At 41.6% G+C, this 22,185-nt stretch carries 18 protein-coding genes; 5 read left to right on the top strand and 13 right to left on the bottom strand.

All coding sequences use genetic code 11. From position 1 onward, the window contains the following. Positions 1 to 107: 107 nt before the first annotated feature. From ACYZ0U_RS06005 to ACYZ0U_RS05985, 5 genes are all read right to left on the bottom strand, one after another. On the bottom strand, positions 108 to 1,037 hold the full coding sequence (locus ACYZ0U_RS06005) for a hypothetical protein (protein ID WP_461450858.1): 930 nt from the start codon (positions 1,035 to 1,037) through the stop codon (positions 108 to 110). 61 nt (positions 1,038 to 1,098) lie between these two features. Beyond that, on the bottom strand, positions 1,099 to 2,283 hold the full coding sequence (locus ACYZ0U_RS06000) for a M20 metallopeptidase family protein (protein ID WP_461453690.1): 1,185 nt from the start codon (positions 2,281 to 2,283) through the stop codon (positions 1,099 to 1,101). Continuing rightward, positions 2,280 to 2,738 carry an SPOR domain-containing protein gene (locus tag ACYZ0U_RS05995; RefSeq protein WP_461450856.1) on the bottom strand — a complete coding sequence of 153 codons (459 nt, stop codon included), beginning with the start codon at positions 2,736 to 2,738 and terminating at the stop codon, positions 2,280 to 2,282. The genes ACYZ0U_RS06000 and ACYZ0U_RS05995 overlap by 4 nt, the downstream gene beginning before the upstream one ends. A gap of 10 nt (positions 2,739 to 2,748) precedes the next feature. Further along, positions 2,749 to 6,060, bottom strand: a complete 3,312-nt coding sequence (gene secA, locus ACYZ0U_RS05990) for a preprotein translocase subunit SecA (RefSeq protein WP_461450854.1) — start codon at positions 6,058 to 6,060, stop codon at positions 2,749 to 2,751. A 205-nt stretch (positions 6,061 to 6,265) separates the two neighbouring features. Next, positions 6,266 to 6,973 (bottom strand): hypothetical protein, encoded by a 708-nt coding sequence (locus tag ACYZ0U_RS05985; protein WP_461450851.1) that lies wholly within the window; start codon positions 6,971 to 6,973, stop codon positions 6,266 to 6,268. A 151-nt stretch (positions 6,974 to 7,124) separates the two neighbouring features. On the opposite strand from ACYZ0U_RS05985, the gene purD reads away from it, so the two are divergent. Continuing rightward, positions 7,125 to 8,399 carry a phosphoribosylamine--glycine ligase gene (gene purD / locus ACYZ0U_RS05980; protein WP_461450849.1) on the top strand — a complete coding sequence of 425 codons (1,275 nt, stop codon included), beginning with the start codon at positions 7,125 to 7,127 and terminating at the stop codon, positions 8,397 to 8,399. Between the two features lies 1 nt (position 8,400). Here the strand turns inward: purD and ACYZ0U_RS05975 are convergent, their stop codons facing one another. The 4 genes from ACYZ0U_RS05975 to ACYZ0U_RS05960 form a co-directional block, all read right to left on the bottom strand. Continuing rightward, a complete protein-coding gene (locus ACYZ0U_RS05975; protein ID WP_461450847.1) occupies positions 8,401 to 9,507 on the bottom strand; it encodes a redoxin domain-containing protein in 1,107 nt (368 codons plus the stop codon). Positions 9,508 to 9,605: 98 nt separating this feature from the next. Then, positions 9,606 to 10,742, bottom strand: coding sequence for a redoxin domain-containing protein (locus ACYZ0U_RS05970; RefSeq protein ID WP_461450845.1), 1,137 nt, complete (start codon positions 10,740 to 10,742; stop codon positions 9,606 to 9,608). Positions 10,743 to 10,804: 62 nt separating this feature from the next. After that, the gene (locus tag ACYZ0U_RS05965; RefSeq protein ID WP_461450843.1) at positions 10,805 to 11,986 is read right to left on the bottom strand and encodes a redoxin domain-containing protein; all 1,182 of its coding nucleotides are present in this window, start codon (positions 11,984 to 11,986) and stop codon (positions 10,805 to 10,807) included. 52 nt (positions 11,987 to 12,038) lie between these two features. Next, complete coding sequence (locus tag ACYZ0U_RS05960) at positions 12,039 to 13,220, bottom strand: formimidoylglutamase (RefSeq protein WP_461453689.1); 1,182 nt, start codon at positions 13,218 to 13,220, stop codon at positions 12,039 to 12,041. 186 nt (positions 13,221 to 13,406) lie between these two features. On the opposite strand from ACYZ0U_RS05960, the gene ACYZ0U_RS05955 reads away from it, so the two are divergent. Together ACYZ0U_RS05955 and ACYZ0U_RS05950 are read left to right on the top strand one after the other, a co-directional pair. After that, positions 13,407 to 14,375, top strand: a complete 969-nt coding sequence (locus ACYZ0U_RS05955; protein ID WP_461450841.1) for an NAD-dependent epimerase/dehydratase family protein — start codon at positions 13,407 to 13,409, stop codon at positions 14,373 to 14,375. A gap of 123 nt (positions 14,376 to 14,498) precedes the next feature. After that, a complete protein-coding gene (locus tag ACYZ0U_RS05950; RefSeq protein WP_461450839.1) occupies positions 14,499 to 15,791 on the top strand; it encodes an HAD-IB family phosphatase in 1,293 nt (430 codons plus the stop codon). An 8-nt stretch (positions 15,792 to 15,799) separates the two neighbouring features. Here the strand turns inward: ACYZ0U_RS05950 and ACYZ0U_RS05945 are convergent, their stop codons facing one another. From ACYZ0U_RS05945 to ACYZ0U_RS05930, 4 genes are read right to left on the bottom strand one after another with little or no spacing between them, the layout of a single operon-like run. Beyond that, positions 15,800 to 16,552, bottom strand: coding sequence for an SGNH/GDSL hydrolase family protein (locus tag ACYZ0U_RS05945; RefSeq protein WP_461450836.1), 753 nt, complete (start codon positions 16,550 to 16,552; stop codon positions 15,800 to 15,802). Positions 16,553 to 16,560: 8 nt separating this feature from the next. Further along, positions 16,561 to 17,307 (bottom strand): SGNH/GDSL hydrolase family protein, encoded by a 747-nt coding sequence (locus ACYZ0U_RS05940; protein WP_461450834.1) that lies wholly within the window; start codon positions 17,305 to 17,307, stop codon positions 16,561 to 16,563. Next, positions 17,304 to 18,038, bottom strand: a complete 735-nt coding sequence (gene lipB / locus ACYZ0U_RS05935; protein WP_461450832.1) for a lipoyl(octanoyl) transferase LipB — start codon at positions 18,036 to 18,038, stop codon at positions 17,304 to 17,306. Before lipB ends, ACYZ0U_RS05940 begins: the two co-directional genes overlap by 4 nt. Before the next feature lie 47 nt (positions 18,039 to 18,085). Then, positions 18,086 to 18,772: a 4'-phosphopantetheinyl transferase family protein gene (locus tag ACYZ0U_RS05930; RefSeq protein WP_461450830.1), complete on the bottom strand. Its 687-nt coding sequence runs from the start codon at positions 18,770 to 18,772 to the stop codon at positions 18,086 to 18,088. A gap of 74 nt (positions 18,773 to 18,846) precedes the next feature. Here ACYZ0U_RS05930 and dcd point away from each other — a divergent pair, with 74 nt between their 5' ends. Together dcd and ACYZ0U_RS05920 are read left to right on the top strand one after the other, a co-directional pair. Next, positions 18,847 to 19,383 (top strand): dCTP deaminase, encoded by a 537-nt coding sequence (gene dcd, locus ACYZ0U_RS05925; RefSeq protein WP_461450828.1) that lies wholly within the window; start codon positions 18,847 to 18,849, stop codon positions 19,381 to 19,383. A gap of 72 nt (positions 19,384 to 19,455) precedes the next feature. Beyond that, positions 19,456 to 22,170 (top strand): carboxypeptidase-like regulatory domain-containing protein, encoded by a 2,715-nt coding sequence (locus ACYZ0U_RS05920; RefSeq protein ID WP_461450826.1) that lies wholly within the window; start codon positions 19,456 to 19,458, stop codon positions 22,168 to 22,170. Positions 22,171 to 22,185 lie beyond the last annotated feature (15 nt).

Here is a 22,185-nt window from a genome sequence, read left to right as displayed (position 1 = left end):
ATTGCGAGGAACGAAGCAATCTCCACAAAGGCTGGTCGAACTTGCAGAGGTTTCTCTGTATTGCATAGAGATTGCTTCGTTCCTCGCAATGACGGGTATAATAATTTCTACTTCGTATACTCCTTCTGCACAATCAAAAAGCTCACTTTCTCATCCTTATGGAACGGGATATTCCAATCACCCTGGTAAGTAACTTTGGCGGGCACTAAATCACCGTCAAATTTATCAAGCTCCATATTCATCTTTACATCCAGATCGATGAACATATTGTGATATTGGATATTAACATAACGACCTAAGATCTGAAAAGTGCGCATATCAAATATGGTGGTCAATTCTTTAATAACCACATCGCTATTGGATGTACTGGCTTTTTGCACTACCCGGAAACGATATACAGGTATTGAATCTAAATAAGTGCCGCGGGCAAACTGGTAATCGTAAAGCGGGCGCATATCCGGCGAAAAGATCTCGGTTTTACTGCTGATGAAAGGTATCCCATCTACCCTATGCCCGGGCGCAAAGATAAGTATCTTGAGCTTATCCTTATAAGATTGATCCTTGCTATCCGGTTTACCCGATATCATCGACCCCGAGCCATAACCCGTCTTATAGGCATTCATAAATATGTAGTCGAACATATTTACGGTGTATAGCTGGTATTTGCCATCCTTCTTATACACATTGCCGCTGTCGCGTTTGGCTATATATTCAATAGTTTGTTTACCACCTGCTTCAATTCGTTTAAATTTGCGGTAAACTTTGCCGTTTATCCTGTTGTTCTTGTCGTAAGTGTAAATGTAATTCTCACCAATGAACGAATACTTCTTCATATTACGGAACGCCTGGTAAAAACCGGTATCCGCCAATACTGCATCAATAAAATCCTGTGTGTTTAACCTGTGCGAACGGATATTGATTACGGAGTCAATAACAATGGTGCGGATAGTATCGGGATTGAATGGCTTTTGTTGTTGTGCTTTAGAGCAATAAGCCGTTGTAATGAAGAATAGGAAGAGTATTATTTTTTTGTCCATAGTCAATGGTCCACAGTTAATAATTGCCCTGGACTATGGTCTATTGTCCATTGACTGTTTCTTAATTCCCCAACTGCTTAACAGCCAAATAGGCCATTAAACCGGTGCTTAGTTGCAATGCCGATTCTTCCACATCAAAGGTTGGGGTGTGTACCGATGAGGTAATGCCGCGACTTTCATTTCTTGTACCTAAGCGGTAAAAACATGAATCCGCTACCTGTGAATAGTAGGCAAAATCTTCTGCTGCCATCCAGATATCCAGGTCGAGTACATTTTCCTTGCCTAAATATTCTTCGGCAAAACCACGGGTTGATGCGGTTAGCTTTTCCTCGTTCACTAAAAAAGGATAGCCTTTCATAATGTTGAAATCGCAGCTGCCGCCCATGCTTTGGGCAATACCTTCGGCCAGTTTTTTCATTTTGATGTGAGCCTCGGCGCGCCATTTTTCATCCATCGTGCGGAAGGTTCCTTCTAAATAAACTTCGTTTGGAATAACGTTGGTTGCCCCGTTGGCGATCACTTTACCAAATGACAGAACCGACGGCGTTTTAGGATCAGCAAAGCGGCTTACCACCTGCTGTAAAGCGGTTAATATATGCGCGGTAATTAATACAGGGTCGATGTTTTGTTGGGGTTGGGCAGCATGGCCGCCTTTACCTTTTACAGTAACGTAGATCTCATCAGCAGAGGCCATATATTTGCCTGCACGGAAACCTACCTTACCCGCTTCGATCAATGGCATTACGTGCTGCCCGATAACGGCTTGCGGAACCGGATTTTCCAACACACCTTCTTTGATCATTAAACTGGCACCACCGGGCAGTTTTTCTTCAGCAGGCTGAAAGATCAATTTAACCATACCACCGAATTCGCTTTTTAAGCTGGTTAATATTTTGGCTGTACCTAATAATGACGAGGTATGCGCATCATGCCCGCAAGCATGCATAACACCTGTATTTTGCGATTTGTAAGGAACATCATTAGCCTCTAAAATAGGCAATGCGTCCATATCAGCCCGGAGGGCTACCACCTGGTCGGATGGTTTTTCACCTTTGATCAGCGCGACTAAACCATTGTCAGCCATACGCTGGTAGGTCAGTCCTAACTCATCCAATCTTTTAGCTACAAATGCAGAAGTTTCCACTTCGTGGAATGAAAGTTCAGGATGCGAATGAAGGTGGCGGCGCGTGGCTACCACTTCATCAAATATAGTTTTAGCTAATTCCTGGATCTGCTCTTTCATTATTCTGTATCGAGTTTGGGAAGATTAATTTTTTCGGATATGATATACATCCCGGTAAATGCTGGGCGCATTTCCTCTACCATTTTCTCGGCCTCTAACCTCGACCTGAAATCACCCACTTTTACCTTAAAGTTTGGGTCGCGATAGCTTAAATAGGTATGCAGCTCGGGAAATCTGTCCTGTATCTTTGCCTGTGCTGTATAAGCTCCGTTACGGTCCGATCCGTTAAATACCTGGATGCGGAAACCATATGATGAAGCGGCAGCGCCACCTTTGGCAGCTTTTCCACCCACCAAATAATTACCGATCAGGGAATCAACCTTAGGGTCTTTATCAACCTCTACCTTACCCCGGGTTTGCGCAAACATATACGATGGCAGCATAAGCAATCCTGCAAGCACTGCAATTTTTGCCGATACGGCAGCAACAGTTTTTAAAGCAGACCCCTTGTTCCCCATCTCCGTAAGCTTATGCCTGGCCCTGGCCGTGGCAGTTTTTAAATTTTTTACCGCTACCGCAAGGGCAAGGGTCGTTACGGTTAGTTTTTTGCTCAGCCCTTATCGGGGTTGGCTTTTGCTGCTCGCGGGTATCAATCATGGTTGGTACACCGTTGGTTTCGGTAACCATTTCAGCTTTTGATGTACGCATTTGTTTCATATCATTGCGTGGCAATGGCTTTGCTTCGCGAACTTCGTCAGGTTGTTGCTGCACCGCAATTCCACCCCTGAAAAGGAAGCTAACCATCTCTTTATTTACCGCGGCAAGCATATTTCTAAATAATTCAAAAGCCTCAAACTTATAAACCAATAAAGGGTCTTTTTGTTCGTAAACGGCATTTTGTACTGATTGCTTTAACTCATCCATCTCGCGCAAATGCTCTTTCCATGAGTCATCGATCTCAGAAAGTGTCACGTTCTTTTCAAAAGATTTAAACACCTCCAAACCATGGTTCTCAATCGCTTTTTTAAGCGGAACGGCAATTTGCATACCGTGTACACCATCCGTAAATGGTACCACAATGTTTTCTACATACTGGCCGCGGGTATCATAAACATCCTTTAAAACCGGGTAAGCTTGTTGCGCTATAGCCTCGGCCTTACGTTTGTAAAAGTCCATCGCCTCACCGTAAATAATATCAGTTAATTTGTCAACTGATGATGAAGTAAAGTCGTCATGACTGATTTCAATATCCAACGAGAACAAACGGATGATTTCCAGTTGTAACCCTTCAAAATTATTTTGCTCTTTGTATTCGGTAACCACGTCCTCAACCACATCAAAAATGGTGTTGCTCAAATCCACGTCTAAGCGTTCACCGAAAAGGGCATTTTTACGCTTAGCATAAATAACGGTACGCTGTGAGTTCATAACATCATCATACTCTAACAAACGTTTACGGATACCGAAGTTATTTTCTTCCACTTTCTTTTGCGCACGCTCGATTGATTTGGAGATCATTGAGTGCTGGATCACTTCACCTTCCTCAACGCCCATACGTACCATTAGGTTTGAGATACGCTCTGAACCAAATAAACGCATCAGGTTATCCTCTAAGGATACGAAGAATTGTGATGAACCCGGGTCACCCTGCCTGCCTGCACGACCACGTAACTGCCTGTCAACACGGCGAGATTCATGCCTCTCCGTACCAACAATAGCTAAACCACCAGCTTCTTTAACGCCTGGGCCTAATTTTATATCCGTACCACGGCCAGCCATGTTGGTAGCGATGGTTACCGTGCCTGTTTTACCGGCCTCAGCCACAATATCGGCCTCTTTCTGGTGCATTTTGGCATTCAGTACGTTATGTTTAATTCCGCGCAGCTTCAGCATGCGGCTTAATAGTTCTGATATTTCTACCGATGTTGTACCCACCAGTACCGGGCGGCCCGCTTGTGTTAACTTAACGATCTCGTCGGCAACGGCATTGTATTTTTCGCGAACGGTGCGGTAAACCAGGTCCTGCATATCTGCACGGCTTGCCGGGGTGTTGGTTGGAATTTCAACCACATCCAGTTTATATATTTCCCAAAACTCACCTGCCTCAGTAACGGCAGTACCCGTCATACCGCAAAGCTTGTGGTACATACGGAAGTAGTTTTGCAGGGTGATGGTTGCCATTGTTTGGGTGGCATCCTCAACCTTAACATTTTCCTTAGCCTCAATTGCCTGGTGCAAACCATCGGAGTACCGGCGGCCATCCAATACACGGCCGGTTTGCTCATCAACAATTTTTACCTTTCCTTCATCAAGAATATACTCGGTATCTTTTTCAAATAAAGTGTATGCTTTTAATAACTGGTTTACCGAGTGGATACGCTCTGATTTGATAGAGAAATCGCGCATCAATTCATCCTTGCGGGCGATCTTTTCATCAGCCGGGATATCTGATTTCTCGATATTAGCGATCTCGCCGCCTACATCAGGCATCACGAAGAAATGCGGGTCTTCGCCTGATGCGGTGATCAGCTCTATGCCTTTTTCAGCCAGTTCAACCTGGTTATTTTTTTCGTCGATCACAAAATATAGCTCGGCATCTACCTTATGCATTTCCTTTGCGGAATCCTGCATGTAATAGTTCTCTGTTTTTTGCAGGATCTGCCTGTTAGCTCCTTCACTTAAAAATTTAATTAAGGCTTTACTTTTAGGCAGGCCGCGATAGGCACGTAATAATGATAAACCGCCTTCATCAATACCGGTTTTACCTTCGTTGATGAGTGCCTTAGCTTCGTTCAATACGCCATTTACATATGATTTTTGTACATTGATCAAACGCTCAATGCGTGGTTTCAATTCGTAAAACTCGTGCTCATCACCACGGGGGATCGGACCAGAAATGATCAACGGTGTACGTGCATCATCGATCAACACGGAGTCAACCTCATCCACCATGGCAAAATGCAGCTTGCGCTGCACCAATTCTTCCGGACTACGTGTCATGTTGTCACGCAGGTAGTCAAAACCAAATTCATTATTGGTACCAAAAGTAATATCAGCTAAATAAGCCTTGCGGCGTTCTTCAGAGTTTGGCTCGTGCTTGTCGATACAATCAACCGCCAAACCATGGAATTCATATAACGGGCCCATCCACTCCGAGTCACGGCGTGCCAGGTAATCATTCACGGTTACAATGTGTACGCCTTGTCCGGCAAGCGCATTTAGGTAAGCAGGCAAGGTAGCAACCAGCGTTTTACCCTCACCTGTAGCCATTTCGGCAATTTTACCCTGGTGCAATACGGTACCACCAATCAGCTGTACATCGTAATGAACCATGTCCCAGGTAACTTCGTTTCCGGCAGCTAACCAGCTATTGTAGTGGATAGCTTTATCGCCTTTGATCACTACGTTAGATTTCTTAGCGGCAAGCTCGCGGTCGAAATCAGTAGCAGTAACCTCAATAGTTTTATTACCTGCAAAACGGCGGGCAGTTTCTTTAACAACCGCAAAAGCCTCCGGCAGGATATTCATTAAAATATCTTCCAGCTCTTTGTTGCGGTCTTTTTCCAGTTTATCTATCTGGGTATAAAGCTCAACCTTTTCGTTTACATCCATATCCGGCTCGTTTTCGGTACGATCCTTAATGGCTTGTAATTCGGTATCAATGCCTGACAGGCCCTGCGCAATAGTTTCTTTAAAATTTATGGTTTTAGCCCGGAGCTCGTCATTGCTTATATCGCCGAGTTTAGCAAATTCCGCCTTGATCTTCTCAACTATAGGCTGAATGCTTTTTACATCCCGTTCTGATTTGCTTCCAAAAAGCTTACTAATAAAATCTAACATGTTTTAATCTGATATATAAACGCTATGAACTCAACAATTGCGCCATAGCAATCCAAAAAGTCATAATGGCAGGCAAAGGTAAGAAATTGGTATCAAGTATTTAGTATCAAGTATCAAGTAATTAGCCATAATAACGAGTAAAACTGCCATTTTAGTTCCTAAAATCTTGATACTTGATATTATAAAAGTTATCTTATTTTATCAATCAATAATAGGTGATGTGCCTTTCAATTACTTCATAAGGCTTGTCTTTAATATACTTGGTTTGTATTGTCCAGTTGTGCATTTTATCGTAGTTCTCATAGGTATATTTATAAACTTCGCTATCGCCATTTGGATGTTGATCCTCGATCAGATTTCCATCTTCATCATATTTACAATAACGGACAAACATTAATGATCCTATACCTCTATAACAATCTTCTTCTATTTGTTTTCCATTTAAATCATATTTAAAATAACTTTTACTGAATAAGCCTAACCCTTGACTATAATCATCTCTTTCAATATTTTTACCATAAACGTCAAGCCTTACTGTATCCCAATCTGTTACTTTGTTATCCACGCAGTAATATTCTTTTTCACTAATCTCATTATTATTTACTATGAAAATATTCCTTGTCCAAAGTTTTCCTGAAGCGAAATATCTTGTTAGTTGAGTCAAATTTCCAACGACATCATAAGTATACTTTGTTTTTACAGGGTTGCGCTTACTGGCAAATCCTCCATCAAAATCATAATATGAATAATCGTAAACAACAACCAATTGAGACTTTTTATCATATAACGCTATACATTTGTAAACATCTGTAGTTGAAGTTTGCCCGCCATATTTATTAATAAAACAAGTTGTTGTTATAACCGAGTCAACCGGTCCTTTTAAACGGGATTCTACATTATAATTATGGTACATTACAAATTGCCCAAAGCAACAAGTAAGCTTAGTTATAAAAAACAGGCTGCATAATAATATTCTGACTATTCCAATACGCATAAATTCAGTTGAAAATTATGGTGAATTTATAAATATCATATCCTACACGCAAATAATTATCTTTGCCGCCATGAACATCCTTGTCCTTGGTTCGGGCGGAAGGGAAAGCGCCTTCGCCTGGAAATTATCGCAAAGCGAAAAATGTGAAAACCTTTTTATCGCCCCCGGCAACGCGGGCACGGGCCAGTATGGCACCAACGTAAATATTAAGGTTACCGATTTTGAAGGCATTAAACAATTTGCCTTAGCTAACGCGATCAATTTAGTTTTGGTGGGACCAGAAGAGCCATTGGTAAAAGGGATTCATGATTTCTTTTTAAATGATGAGCAAATCAGGCACATCCCGGTTATCGGCCCACAAGCTGAGGGCGCGCAACTGGAAGGTAGCAAGGATTTCTCCAAGCAATTTATGGAGCGCCACAACATCCCGGCAGCTGCATCAAAAACTTTTACCCGCGAAACTTTACAGGAAGGATTTGACTACCTGCCAACCATCGGTTTACCGATCGTTTTAAAGGCTGACGGATTAGCGGCAGGCAAAGGTGTTTTGATCTGCCTGAGTTTAGAGGAAGCACAACAGGAATTAATAGAAATGTTAACAAACGCCAAATTCGGAGATGCCAGCTCGAAGGTTGTTGTTGAGCAATTTTTACAGGGCATTGAGCTTTCTGTTTTTGTGCTGACAGATGGGACTAATTATAAAATGCTGCCATCAGCCAAGGATTATAAACGTATTGGCGAAGGCGATACCGGTTTAAACACCGGCGGCATGGGTTCGGTATCACCGGTACCATTTGCGGATGCGGAGTTTTTGAAAAAGGTTGAAGAAAGAATGGTGATTCCTACTATTGAGGGATTAAAAAGCGACGGCATATCCTACAAAGGCTTTATTTTTATCGGTCTGATGAACTGCTACGGCGAACCGTACATGATAGAATACAACTGCCGCATGGGCGACCCGGAAACGGAAAGCGTGATGATGCGAATTGAATCCGACCTCGTTGATTTGCTATCCGGCGTAGCCGAAGGTAAACTGAACGAAAAAGAATTGATCATATCGGATAAAGTTGCCGCTACCGTAGTAATGGTTGCCGGCGGTTACCCGGGCGAATATTTGAAAGATAAAGTGATAAGCAATATTGAAAACGTGCGCGGCTCGCAGGTTTTCCATGCAGGCACTTACCTTGATGGCGAAGAAATTAAAACTTCAGGCGGAAGGGTATTGGCTATTACCTCATTGCAAAATGATATGTTTAGCGCGTTACAACAGGCAACTGCCGATGCTGCCCGTATTTACTACGATGGCATGTATTTCAGGAAAGATATTGGCTTTGATTTGTTGTAGATTACTTTGTAAACAGCTCAGCCAGTTTTGCTGCCAGCTGATCTTCATCAAGGTTACGTGCAATAATTTTCCCTGTAGGGTCTATCAGGAAGTTTTGCGGTATTGCGGTCAGGCTATACATCAGTGTAACTTTACTATTTAAATCCCACAATTGCGTCCATGTAAGGCCATCATGATGAATGGCATTCATCCAGGCCTGCTTTTGATTTATTCTATCTAATGATACACTAAGCACTGTGAAGTTTTTACTTTTGTATTGAGCATAAACTTTCACCACGCCCGGGTTAGACTCACGGCAAACAGGGCACCACGACGCCCAAAAATCAAGTAATACATATTTACCTTTAAATGTTGAAAGCGCTACATATTGGCTATTGGTATCAGCCAATAAAAAATCCGGCGCTATTTGACCAATTGCTACAGCATTCATCTTTTCCAATTGCTGTGCATAGGATAATCCTGCAGGGCTATTTTTTACTTCAGGGCTTAGCTGGTCGTAAAGCACTTTAATGCCCTCATAATTTGAATAACTTGCATATGAGTTTAAGGCATCAAGGCTGACAATTGACGAGGGATTATCCAGTATAAATTTTTTATTTATTTCACGCCTTTCCGCTTCAAGCGCTTTATTTTTAAATTCCAGATCCCTCAAAAACTCCGGAGATTTTTTTTGAGCCTCAGTAGCGCCGGTGTCTAATGTTTCTAATTGACCGTCGCGGGTTTCAATGGGTTGTAGTATCGCCTTGTAAGCATTTTCGGCATTATTGGTATTAGTACCATTAATAACCGATTTATCTAATGATGTATCAGGGCAGGTAATTGATATGTTTCCCGATTCTAAGTAAAACTTAGTACCGTTTGTGTAGGAGTACGATTTTGCTTTTGTATTAATTGTCAAATAGGCCTCGGTAGTTTGCCCTATTTGCCCCGTGAATTCAAACTCGCCGTTAGTTAAAGTTTCTTTCCCATTTATTGCCCCATTGTATATTAAAAATACGGTTGCCGGGCTATCCAGATTGGCAATTTTGCCTTTAATGATAAAATTGCCATTTTGTGCAGAAGTAATCAACGGCAGGAATAAACAAAAGGCGATTATTGTTCTTTTCATGTAAAAGGATAAGTGGCGTAAATATAGATTAAAAAACAAAAAGTCCGAAAGCTAAACACTTCCGGACTTTGCCGTCTTTACAGGATTCGCGGGAATAATTACATCGTTCCGAATATCTCGCCTAATTTCTTTTCCAAAGCATCACCAAAAAGGTCCTTGGCAACAATTTTTCCGCTTGGATCAATTAGCAGGTTTTGCGGGATGGCCTGGATGCCATATAATTTGGCGGCATCATTATCCCAAAATTTCAGGTCGGATACATGGTTCCAGGCTAAGCCGTCTTTATTGATCGCTTTAATCCAGTTATCTCTTTTACCCGGGCGATCTAAGGATACGCTCAGGATAGTAAAGTTTTTATTTTTAAAGTTATTGAATGCTTTTACCACATTCGGGTTTTCTGCACGGCAAGGGCCGCACCATGATGCCCAAAAATCAAGCAGTACGTATTTTCCCTTAAATGATGACAGGCTCAGCATTGTTCCGTTGGTATCCGGTTGAGCAAAATCAGGAGCCATAGCACCTACCGATACGCTTTTAATAACATCTAAATATTTTTGATAATCAGCACCGGCCTTGGTTGCGCGAAGCGATGGTGATAGTTTGGCAAACTCCGGAGCCAACTGGCCATAAACCGGGTACGGGCCGCCCATACCACGCAATGCCTGTAAGCTCATGTATGAATCAGGATTGGCACTGATGTATAATGAATCCAATGCTCTTTCTTTTATAGAGATGGCATCACTTTTTTTATCGATATAATCATTAAAAGCTGCATCGCGTTTTTCTTTTGGCATTGCTTCGTATTCAGCTTCTAAGGCGTTGTTTGCATCATTAACCGGTTTTAAAAAGGCAATAAAACGCTGGTTGTCTTCATTTACCTTAGTGCCGGTAACTTTGGCGTTTTTTAATGAGTCTTTACTTTTTATCTCGGTTGTACCGTTAACTAAAAATACGCTAAGCATATCGGCAGATTGGCGGTTGATACTTTGCATGCCCGCGCCTTTGTAATCAACCAATAATGTTGCACGGGTAATATCAGGCACGTTGCCGCCAAACATAAACTCGCCGTTTTTAATTGCGCTTGAATCTGTTTTAATAGCAGTGCCTGAGCGATAGCTTAAAAATATTTTTGATGGAGAATTAAGGGCCCCCACTTTGCCTTTAATAACAAAGTTTTCCTGTGCAAACAATAATGACGGAGCAGCGGCCAGCGCCAATAGGATTAGTTTTTTCATTTTAAATAATAAGATGTCAGTTGGGGTACTTTGGTAAAAATAATAAAATATAGCTGTTATACTTACATTTTACCAAATATCTGTGTCAACTTGGCGTCAAGGTCGTTGCCGCGCAGGTCTTTTGCAATAATTTTACCATTAGGGTCGATCAGGAAGTTATGCGGGATAGATTGAACGGCGTATAACAAGGCAACTTTATTATTCCAAAAATTAAGGTCAGATACCTGGGTCCAGCCCAGCCCGTCAGCTTTGATCGCTGCCTGCCAGCTATCCTTCCCATCAGCTTTATCAAGCGAAACGCCTAATATAGTGAAGTTTTTGGTTTTGAATTTATTATAAGCTTTAACCACGTTAGGGTTTTCCTGTCGGCATGGGCCACACCACGATGCCCAAAAATCGATCAGTACATATTTACCACGGAATGATGACAGCGAAACGGGGTTGCCATTTACATCACTCTCAGTAAAATCGGGCGCAACTGCTCCTATTTCGGTAGGTTTTAAGGCATCAATTGATTTTTTGATCATTTTGCCCCCTTCCATTTCCTTTAAATTTTGCGAAAGGCCATTATACAAAGGCTCCAGTTCTGACGGATCCATTTTAGGGCCAAGCGAACTTAAAGCCAGTAAGCTTAGGTAACTGTTAGGGTTTTCCCTGATAAATTTCTCCAATGACGCGGTTTGTTCTAACTGAAGTTTTTTGCGCCTGGCATCCATCCCGCTCATAAACTCTTCGGAGTTTTGCTCCTCCGGCGTTGCCTTTTTTACCAGTGCATACAATTGCTGGGCTTCGTCCTGTATGGGTTTTAGTTGCGCCATCAATTTTTTATTGTCGTCATTGATCTGCGAGCCGGTAATTACTGCTTTTGAAATTGAATCTGCTGTTGTAGCGATATGTATTGTGCCCTTTTCAATGTAAAAGCTTAATCCATCAGCATCTTTATTAAGGTTAGAGAAACCCACACCTTTATGGTCTATCAATAATATGGCATTGGTTGGATTAATAACCGTGCCTGTAAAATCAAAGTTGCCGGATACAATGGCCGATGAATCGATCACATTGTTTTCTCCAAGCCGATAGATCAGGAATGCTTTTGCAGGTGCGCCTATTTCACCAACTTTGGTTTGTATTAAAAATGGCTGCGGCTCTTCAGTAGATTGCGGGGCGGGCATTTGTTTGGAGATTACCTGTGCGAAAGTAAAAGCAGGAAATAACGCCAATATAATTAAAAATATTTTTTTCATGAAAAACAAAAAGTATTAACCATTAACGTTTAATAATGGATTGAATTGTATGCTACGCCAGTTTTTGATAAGTGCGCCACCAAAGGTCGGGCATTTCGCCCGAAATGGCAATTTTATAATCATCGTAACTGCAAGGCACTAAGTGCGAACGCTCGTTTTTTGAGCCGCCTGTAGGGTATGGTACCTGCATCCACCAGCGATCGGTTTTTTTGCTTTTTACAAACACCAGTTCATGCTCATCATGCTTTAAGCTGGTTTTATAAATAAGGTATTGAGATTTTGGATTGAGCGGGAAATCTTTTTTACGATTATACACACCATCCACAAAATACCAAATCATTTGCGCCAGCAACATGGCGGTTTGCCCGTTATTATCGTAAGCCGGGTTAAATTCGTAAAAACCAATAGAGGTCAGTTTATCATTAAAACCTGCATATCGTGCTAACTGGCAGGCTTCTTCGCCATAAAACCCGTTTGGCGTAGCGTTAGCATTTCCCATTGCATCAGATGAACGGATGGCGTTAATATCAAAGCTCACCATATTGGCATTGCGTATAATGGGTTCGGCGTAGGCAATTTGCCCGCTTAAGTTACCAAGGCGATGCACATCAAAAAAAAGCTTTTCCATCATCCTCAATCCATCCTGGCTTGTAAAATAGGTTTGATAACCCAGGTTACTATAGTTGAACAGATAATTAGGCTCGTGCAGGAATATTTTGTTAAGGTAAGATGTGGAAGTGGTTTCGATACTTTCCGGGGTGGTATCATCGTCCAAATCAAAATGAGAATCGATCACTACCAGGTCAACTTTCTGCTCAAGCTCTTCATAACCCATATATTGGGCGTAGGTTAGGTCCTGCCCGCCGCCTATGATCACCGGGATAATATCGTTTTTGATCAATTCGGCAACTACAGTTTTTAGGGCAAAATAAGTATCGGTAACGGTGGCACCCGGCTTGATATTACCCAAATCAACTATTTTGGTTTCATAGGCACCTTCATTCAGCTGGTATAATTTTTCGCGGATATAGTCCGGCCCTAATCCGCAACCTGAATTATCTATAGCATTGCGGTCATCCTTAACACCAATGATGGCGATATCAAATTTAACTTCCATGTCAGGGAACTGATCGGTGTGCTTTACGATCTTATCACCCAGATGGCTGGTATAATATCCTTTTTTAGGCGTGATCTTATCCAGATCAACAGGTGAAAAAAAATCAGTTAATGACATATTGATGTGCGAATGTGCAAATGTGCAGATTTTTTTGGATGTGGAGATATGCGGATGTGCAAATTTGAAGATGTTTTTATGGGTAAATATTGCATTAAGTTTTTGCATTTGAATATGCCCCCATCTGCATATTTGCACATCTGCACATCTATATGCACATTTGCAATACACTCATCTACATATAAAATGATACTGGTTACAGGCGCTACAGGTTTTTTAGGTTCAGAGCTTGCCATGCAACTGGTAGATGCAGGTAAACAAATTCGCTGCATTAAACGCGCAAGCTCAACAATCCCTAAAATTCTCATTTCTTATCAAACCCAAATTGAATGGGTTGATGCTGATATACTGGATATTTTCGCGTTAGAGAATGCGCTCGATGGCGTAACACAGGTTTACCATTCCGCGGCTTGGGTATCATTAAAACAAAAGGATAAGCAATTGATGATCCGTAATAATGTTGAGGGTACTGCCAATGTGGTTAATTTATGTAATGAGCGAGGAATACGATTGCTGCATGTAAGCTCAATTGCAGCCATTGGCCAGGCATTGCCGGGTAAACTCATAAACGAAGAAACACATCTCGATGAAAATAATGAGCAGGATGGCTATGCCATATCAAAACTGCACAGCGAAATGGAAGTTTGGCGCGGTATTGCCGAAGGTTTAGACGCGGTTATTGTAAATCCGTCATTAATTCTCGGACCGAATGCAGGCAAAACGGGGACAGGAGCGTTATTTATTACCGTTCGCACCGGGCTGAAGTTTTACACCCAAGGCACCGGTGGCTTTGTTGATGTGCGCGATGTTGCCAAATGCATGATCGACCTGATGAACAGCGATATTTCCGGCGAGCGCTACATCATTAATGCGGAAAATATCAGCTATAAAAACATCACCGCCCAAATTGCGGATTGCTTCGGCATCCCAAGGCCATCAATGCTGGCTAAACCCTGGATTATGGAATTGGTATGGCGTACTGCATCTGTAGTTTCAGCAATCACAGGTAAGGATCCATCAATGGATAAGGTAGCTGCCCAAACGGCATCGTTAACCAATAACTATGATAACTCAAAGATCAAAGCTGCCATTAACATTGAGTTCAGGAAGATAAGTGAAACGGTAAAGGATGTGTGCGCGGCTTTGAGGAAATAGAATTTAATGTTTATAAATCCATAGTTTATTCGGTTATTTGCGGGTAATTCTTAACTGGCCATTAGTTCAATATTTCGCACATTTGCATGCCTGCATTTGCAAGGCATTGCACATCAAAATTAAATGGATCAATACTTTATAATAGACTTCGACAGCACGTTTACACAGGTTGAAGCTTTAGACGAATTAGCCCGCATCTCCCTTAAAAATCATCCCGACAGGGAAAAAATATACCAGCAAATAGAGGACTTGACCAACGCTTCTATGGAAGGCCGTTTATCGTTCACCCAAAGCCTGGAAGCCCGGGTTAAATTGCTGCAAGCCAACCGCGACCATTTAAAGCAACTGATCACGCATCTTAAAAAAAAGGTATCCACTTCATTTTCGCGCAATACCATCTTCTTTAAAAATCACCAGGATGAGGTGTTGATCGTATCCGGCGGGTTTAAGGAGTTTATTATCCCGGTTGTGACGGAGTACCACATTAAAAAGGAAAATATTTACGCTAATACTTTTGTGTTTGATGACGAGGGAAATATTATTGGATATGACCGCGAAAATCACTTATCGCAGGAGGGCGGCAAGGTTAAACTATTAAAAGAATTGAACCTGCCAGGCGAGATCTTTGGCATTGGCGATGGTTATTCTGATTTCCAATTGAAGGAATCGGGTATGATCAAAAAATTCTTTGCCTTTACTGAAAACATCGAGCGCAAATCAGTTGCCGAAAAAGCCGACCATATTACCCCGAGCTTTGATGAGTTTTTGTACATTAACAAATTGCCGCGGGCTATCTCCTACCCAAAAAACCGCATTAAATGTTTGGTGGTAGGTAATATTGAGGATGAAGCCTTAGCGCAAATGCGCAAAGAGGGCTATAACATCCGGGTACAGGAAAGTATTCAGGATAAATATTTAGAGGAAGCCGGTATCTTATTTTGCGACGAGGAAAACCAGCCAACATCCGAGCAGTTGCAAAACGCAGGCAGGTTAAAGGTGATAGGTATTTTTGGTAAGATAGCAAGTCGTAAACTGGCCGAGGTTGCCTGCGAAAATGGCATTATAATTTTTGACGACCCTAAGCATAATCCCCGTCACGACGACTTTATTCCCAAAAGAGTAATGGCTTTTATGAACGAGGGTAAAACGCACACCAGCTGTAATTTTCCTGATCTGCAACCGCCGCGTATTTATAACGCGCACCGGTTAATACACATTCACAAGAACGTGCCGGGTATTTTGGCTAAAATTAATGATGTATTCGCCCGCCACAACATCAATATCGTCGGCGAGTTTTTGGTGACCAATCCACAAATTGGCTATGTAATTACTGACGTGGATGCAGGTTATGATACCGAGGTGCTAAACGAACTGAAAGCTATCGAGCAGACAATAAAATTCAGGTTATTGTATTAGAAGAATATTCAATTAGCAATATTTACCCTTGCCAAAACCATCGGCAATAAACCTTGTACCCATTGCGCGTACATGGCAGCGGATGGATGCAGGTCATCCGCTGCTAATAGCGATAAATTAGTTGCCGCCTCGCGGGATATGGCAGTAATATTATAATAGTTCACCTTTGCATTTTCACTCTCCTGCAGGTTAATTGTGTTAAAATGATCTATTTCCGGACCGATTACAGCGTCCTGACCGTTTGCGAAAGGTGTAACCCCATAATCCGGCAACGACAACACAAATACCCTCCCTTTCTCGCCTTTAGCATAAGTTACGGCAGTTTGTAAAAGCTTATTAAAGTTTGCACGGTAAACACTGTCGCTAATGCCAAGGCGCTGGTCATTAACACCAATCAGCAAGGTCACAAAATCGTAATTATCCTGTAATGGAGAATTCATAGCAATCCCATTGATCAAATCTGCAGATGTCCAACCTGTGATTGCAATTTCTGTTGGTTGGGCTGGCTTAAATCCTAAAGCCTGTAACGCTGTGGTAAGCTGGTAGGGGAAAGACTGAGATTGGGATACTGATTGCCCCACTGTATAGGAGTCTCCAAGTGCCAGATAACGGATAGTATCCGTATTAACTATCTTTAAGTTAATTAAATCATTAAAACCATAATTACCGTCATTTACATCCGCTGATTTTTTAGTACAGCCCGTGAATATAACAGTTGAAAATACGATCAGTAATAAAATAAGCGACCATATTTTCATCATAAAACTAATTAATTAGTTTTATTAATCCTTGATACAACCATAGGCATTAAACCTGCAATCCATTGCGCATACATTAACCCCGAAGGGTGCAAGCCATCAGGCGCTAATAAGGCATGATTAGTTGCCGCTTCGCGGGATATGCCGGTTATATCAAGATAGTTTACACCTGCAGCACGGCTTTCCTGTAGATTGATCGCGTTAAACTGGTCTATTTCGGGCCCTATTGTGGCATCTTCGCCTGCGGCAAATGGCGTTACACCATAATCAGGTATTGACAATACGAACACCCTTGTTTTATCGCCTTTGGCATAAGATATAGCTTGTTGTAACAGCAACACGAAATTCTGTTGGTAAAGTGTTTGGCTTAAGCCCTGATACTGGTCATTAACACCTATTAATAAGGTAACAACATCATAATTATTGGATAGCGGCATATGCTGATTGTATTGGGCAATACCGTCAATCAAATTTTGGGTTGTCCAGCCTGTTGTAGCTATGATAACCGGATTCGCGACTTTAAACCCTAATTTGCCTAAGGTATCGGTAAGCTGGTAAGGGAATGACTGCGACTGTGAAACAGACTCGCCAATGGTATAGGAATCACCTAGTGCCAGATACCTTATGGTATTGCTTTTAACAATTTTCAAAATGCTTGAATCTTTATATGTAATGTTATTGCTTACAGCTACATCTGTTTTTTTAGTACAGCCGCTTAAAGCAATCAACGTAAATATGATCAATTGTATGGCTTTCATCCTAATATCTCCATATTGAATAATACGGAAATATGGTGTTTAAGGATTTTTTTTACTTCATTAATATCAACTTCTTTCCCTAATTCAGCTTGCATAGATGTTACCGCTTTGTCATCGATCCCGCAAGGGACTACATTACCAAAATAAGAAAGATCAGTATTTACATTAAGCGCAAAACCATGCATGGTTACCCAGCGGCTGCAGCGTACACCCAAAGCACATATTTTGCGTGCGTGGTCATTATCGGCATCAAACCAAACACCGGTATAGCCGGGATACCTGCCTGCTGTTAGGCCGTACTCGGCAAGTGTAAGTATAGTGGCTTCCTCAAGCGTGCGCAGGTATAAATGTATATCGGTGAAAAAATTATCAAGATCCAGTATTGGGTAACCAACAATTTGCCCCGGGCCGTGGTAGGTAATATCACCACCGCGATTAACCGGGTAATAAACGGCTTCCTTCTCTTTTAATCTTTCTTCATCCAAAAGCAGGTGTTCAAACTTGCCGCTTTTGCCTAAAGTATAAACGTGAGGGTGTTCACAAAAAATAAGATAGTTTGGTGTTAACGTAATTTCTTCATCCATACCACCTTCAGCAATAGCCAAATTTTGCCTGTTACGGATTTCCGTTTTCAATTTTACTGTGCTATTGAACAATTCTTCCTGTTTTTCCCAGGCTTCTTTGTAGTCTATTAGTCCCCAGTCATCAAATATTACTTGCTTATTTTTCATTAAAGTAATCTTTTTTTTAGAAGGTAATGAAGCTAACATGAGCCATTTTATTGATTATTTGTTGGCGGATGGTTCATGATTGTTTCATTCGGTTCTCCCTTTACATAACCTATCATGTAATCCTCATATTGCATGTACTCCACCTTATAATCAATCAATACATCATCTTTTTGCAGATGCGCGTCAACCTTGCCCTGCTCTGCAAATTCAAATGGCGCTAAGGAAATATGGTTCACAAACGATACCTCTTTTTGCCCGTAACATTTATAAATAGCCTCTTTGCCGCACCAACACACATATAAATGTTCTATGCGGTGTTCACCGACATTAATAAAAGCCATTTCTTCTGGTTTCATAAATTTGGAAGCAATGCGCTCAACCTTTTCTTTTAATTGTTCAATATCAATACCAACCGGCGCGTTTCTGCTCATCATTACTGCCGCATAATCAAACGAATGGCTGAACGAGATGTGATAAGGCAGATTCACGAGGTAAGGCTTACCATGGATGTCGGTTTTGCAGTCGATGTACTCATCAGTGCGCAGCATGGTACGTAAAAGCACACGTGTGCCTAACCAGTGCAAGTGGCGCTTGCTGGTGCTTATTTTTTCAAAATAAGCTTTTTCGTGTTCGTCTAACTGTAACTGTTTATACAGATCGGCCGCTTTTTCCTCGATCTTCCAAAGCGCGAATTCTGTATAATCATCAACCCGATGCCGGTATACTACTGCCATATAAGTAAAATTGCAAAAAGGATGGCAAACTTAAGTCAAATAATTATAATTTAGCTACCTAAGCAGCAAAAGCTATGATACTGTCAGACAAGCGCATCCTCGAAGAAATAGATAAAGGTACCATTATTATTGAGCCCTTTTTGCGCGATTGTTTGGGCACGAACAGCTATGATGTACATTTAGGAAAGCATTTGGCAACTTATCGTGACAGGGTGCTGGACGCCAAACTGCATAACGAGATAGATTCTTTCGAAATCCCGAAGGAAGGATTTACCTTACAGCCCAATACCTTGTATTTAGGTGTGACGTTGGAATATACCGAAACCCATGCGCATGTTCCTTTTTTAGAGGGCAAATCGAGTACGGGCCGTTTGGGTATTGACATACATGCTACCGCCGGTAAAGGTGATGTAGGCTTCTGCAATACCTGGACGCTGGAAATATCCTGCGCCCAGCCTGTTCGTATTTACGCGGGCATGCCAATTGGCCAGTTAATTTATTTTGTAGTTGAAGGCGAGATAGAAACCATGTACAACACCAAAAACAATGCTAAATACAGCAATCCTACCACAAGGCCTGTTGAAAGCATGATGTGGAAAAATAAGTTTTAACGTTTTGTGTTGGTAACAGTATTGTTATCATTTAAACCTTATCATATTTTTTCCTGACATTGTATTACCATTATGAACTACAGGAAGTTACTCATCGGTTTGCTATTTGTAACAAGCATTACTGCCCTTGTAGGCTTTGTTGTGGCCGATACTTATCCTATCCAAAAAATAGCGCTTCAGCTGAATAAATGGGTGCTTAAAAACCCGGTTGAGAAAGTTTACCTGCAATTGGATAAGCCTTATTATGCCGCGGGTGATGATATATGGTTTAAAGCCTACGTTACCATAGGCAGCCAGCACGAATTAACCGCGTTAAGCGGCGTTTTAAATGTAGAGCTGATAGACGACCGCGATTCTGTAAAAAGGCATATTAAGCTGCCATTGGTAAATGGCTTAACATGGGGCGATTTTGCGCTGTCGGATACTTTGGCCGAGGGTAATTACCGCATTCGGGCCTACACCAACTGGATGCGCAATGCCGGCGAAGATTATTTTTTTGATGAGCCGATCAGAATTATTGACGCGTTTGATAAAATTGACGCGCATACTACCTATTCTTACAGTATCCAAAACGGGCGGCAGCAGGTAAACGCGCTGATCAGTTATAGTAACGGAGCCGGTAATGCCCTTGCGAACACCGAAGTAAAATATACCGTAGATTTCGATACGAAAACAATTATCAGGGGCAAAGCAACAACCGATGATAAAGGTAATATCAATATCAGCTTCCTGGCTCCGGTTGGGGCGCTGCCATTAAATTCAGGCAGGATCAACACTGTTATTAAAACCGGTAAAACTGATTTTGTTACTAAAGTTATCCCTGTAAGAGCAGCATCTGCTAACATTGATGTACAATTTTTCCCCGAGAGCGGAACGCTTGTAAATGATATCAATTCAAAAGTGGCCTTTAAAGCAGTGGGCGCCGATGGGTTAGGCAAGGATATAAAAGGAACAATAACCGATTCGAAGGGCAATACCATAACCTCATTCAGCAGCCAGCATTTGGGGATGGGGGTTTTTAACCTTTTACCGCAAGCCGGCGAAAATTACACGGCACATATTACTTATGCTGATGGCTCCTCAAACACAGTAGCATTGCCAAAACCTGTTGACAAGGGCTATGTTTTAACTATAAATAATAGTGATACAGGTAAACTCAGGATCAAAATAATATCCAATCAACAAATCCGTGATGAAGATCCGCAGGATACTTTAAGCCTCATAGCGCAAGCAGATGGCGAAGTATGTTATGCTGCGAAAAGTAACCCGGGATCAGCAAGCTTTACGGCATCCATCAGTAAAAAAAGATTACCTACGGGAGTAATTCAGTTCACACTTTTCTCATCAAAGGGCGAGCCGTTGAACGAACGCTTAGTATTCATTCAAAACGATGATCAGCTTAAACTGGATGTGAAAGCTGAAAAAAAATATGGCTTGCGCCAAAGAGTTAATATCACCTTTGATGCTAAAAACAGCGATGCAAAACCGGTAGTTGGCAGCTTTTCGGTAGCGGTTACCGACGAAAGCAAAGTACCTCAGGACGAAAATTCAGCCAGCACCATATTGACTAACCTTTTGCTTACCTCGGACATTAAAGGATATGTGGAACAGCCTAATTACTATTTTATTCATGCAGATGAACAAGTACGAAATGATTTAGACGTTTTAATGCTCACCCAGGGGTATCATCGCTTTGACTGGAGGAGGGTGTTGAATGATAATATTCCTGAAGCTGCTTATCAGCCTGAAAAAGCATTTCGCATTAGCGGGCATATTACTACTTCGGGTGGCAAGCCCATCGTAAATGGTAAGGTTACCTTATTAACAACCGCCGGTAAAACGTTTTTTACCGATACCGTTACCGATGCAAAAGGTAAATTCTCTTTTAATAACTTATCATTTCCCGATAGCGTAAAGTTTGTTATCCAGGCGCGTACAGATAAGAATCACAAAAATGTGCAGATAGACCTGGATGACATAAGCCCTCAGGGTTCAAGTCATAATAAGAATGCGCCCGATTTCCAGGTTAATGTTTATGATGGCTTATCAACCTATGTGCAAGCCAGTAAGGATTTGGTTAACCAGCAAATGAAATACGGTTTGGCCAAGCGAACCATTGTTTTAAAAGAGGTAGTGGTGAAGGATACAAGGATACTGCTTAAACATTCAGCTAATTTAAATGGCCCCGGCAATGCCGACCAGGTATTAGTGGGCGACCAGATACCAACGGGATGTGCGACTATAGACCAGTGCTTACAAGGCAGGTTGTTTTTTATTAATTTTATTAACGGTGTGCCTTATTCAACCCGTGGCGGGAGCTTATCTATTAATGTAGATGGTGTATTTATATCGCCAGATGAATTTAATACATTAAATATTAATGACATTGAAAGTATTGAGGTGTTGCGAACAGGTAGTAGCTATGCTATATATGGCTCGCAGGCAGGTAAAGGTGGGATTATTGTAATTACCACAAAAAGGGGCGATGATATTACCAGAGACTCCTACAAACGCCCTGCACCCGGCATCATTACCTATTCGCCTGTTGGGTACTATAAGATAAGGACTTTTTATTCGCCGCAATATGACGATCCTAAAACAAACCAATCCATTGCCGACCAACGCTCCACCATTTACTGGAACCCTAATATTGTTACTGATAAAGATGGCAAAGCAAGCTTCCAATTTTTTAACGCCGGAAATAAAGGTACCTATCGTGTAATAATTGAGGGAATAGATATAGATGGCAATATAGGCAGGCAGGTATATCGATATAAAGTGGAATAAGATTATCAATCTTAT

This window comes from Mucilaginibacter sp. (assembly GCF_965225845.1).
Taxonomy (GTDB): Bacteria; Bacteroidota; Bacteroidia; order Sphingobacteriales; family Sphingobacteriaceae; genus Mucilaginibacter.
This window is presented reverse-complemented; position numbering and strand designations above follow the sequence as displayed.

Coding starts and splice junctions, on each gene's coding strand:
- ACYZ0U_RS05955 (WP_461450841.1), top strand. CDS start 13,407: ATGATACTGGTTACAGGCGCTACAGGTTTTTTAGGTTCAGAGCTTGCC.
- secA (WP_461450854.1), bottom strand. CDS start 6,060: ATGTTAGATTTTATTAGTAAGCTTTTTGGAAGCAAATCAGAACGGGAT.
- ACYZ0U_RS05995 (WP_461450856.1), bottom strand. CDS start 2,738: ATGGGGAACAAGGGGTCTGCTTTAAAAACTGTTGCTGCCGTATCGGCA.
- lipB (WP_461450832.1), bottom strand. CDS start 18,038: ATGAAAAATAAGCAAGTAATATTTGATGACTGGGGACTAATAGACTAC.
- ACYZ0U_RS06005 (WP_461450858.1), bottom strand. CDS start 1,037: ATGGACAAAAAAATAATACTCTTCCTATTCTTCATTACAACGGCTTAT.
- ACYZ0U_RS05985 (WP_461450851.1), bottom strand. CDS start 6,973: ATGTACCATAATTATAATGTAGAATCCCGTTTAAAAGGACCGGTTGAC.
- ACYZ0U_RS05965 (WP_461450843.1), bottom strand. CDS start 11,986: ATGAAAAAAATATTTTTAATTATATTGGCGTTATTTCCTGCTTTTACT.
- dcd (WP_461450828.1), top strand. CDS start 18,847: ATGATACTGTCAGACAAGCGCATCCTCGAAGAAATAGATAAAGGTACC.
- purD (WP_461450849.1), top strand. CDS start 7,125: ATGAACATCCTTGTCCTTGGTTCGGGCGGAAGGGAAAGCGCCTTCGCC.
- ACYZ0U_RS05930 (WP_461450830.1), bottom strand. CDS start 18,772: ATGGCAGTAGTATACCGGCATCGGGTTGATGATTATACAGAATTCGCG.
- ACYZ0U_RS05945 (WP_461450836.1), bottom strand. CDS start 16,552: ATGATGAAAATATGGTCGCTTATTTTATTACTGATCGTATTTTCAACT.
- ACYZ0U_RS05960 (WP_461453689.1), bottom strand. CDS start 13,220: ATGTCATTAACTGATTTTTTTTCACCTGTTGATCTGGATAAGATCACG.
- ACYZ0U_RS05970 (WP_461450845.1), bottom strand. CDS start 10,742: ATGAAAAAACTAATCCTATTGGCGCTGGCCGCTGCTCCGTCATTATTG.
- ACYZ0U_RS05920 (WP_461450826.1), top strand. CDS start 19,456: ATGAACTACAGGAAGTTACTCATCGGTTTGCTATTTGTAACAAGCATT.
- ACYZ0U_RS05975 (WP_461450847.1), bottom strand. CDS start 9,507: ATGAAAAGAACAATAATCGCCTTTTGTTTATTCCTGCCGTTGATTACT.
- ACYZ0U_RS05940 (WP_461450834.1), bottom strand. CDS start 17,307: ATGAAAGCCATACAATTGATCATATTTACGTTGATTGCTTTAAGCGGC.
- ACYZ0U_RS05950 (WP_461450839.1), top strand. CDS start 14,499: ATGGATCAATACTTTATAATAGACTTCGACAGCACGTTTACACAGGTT.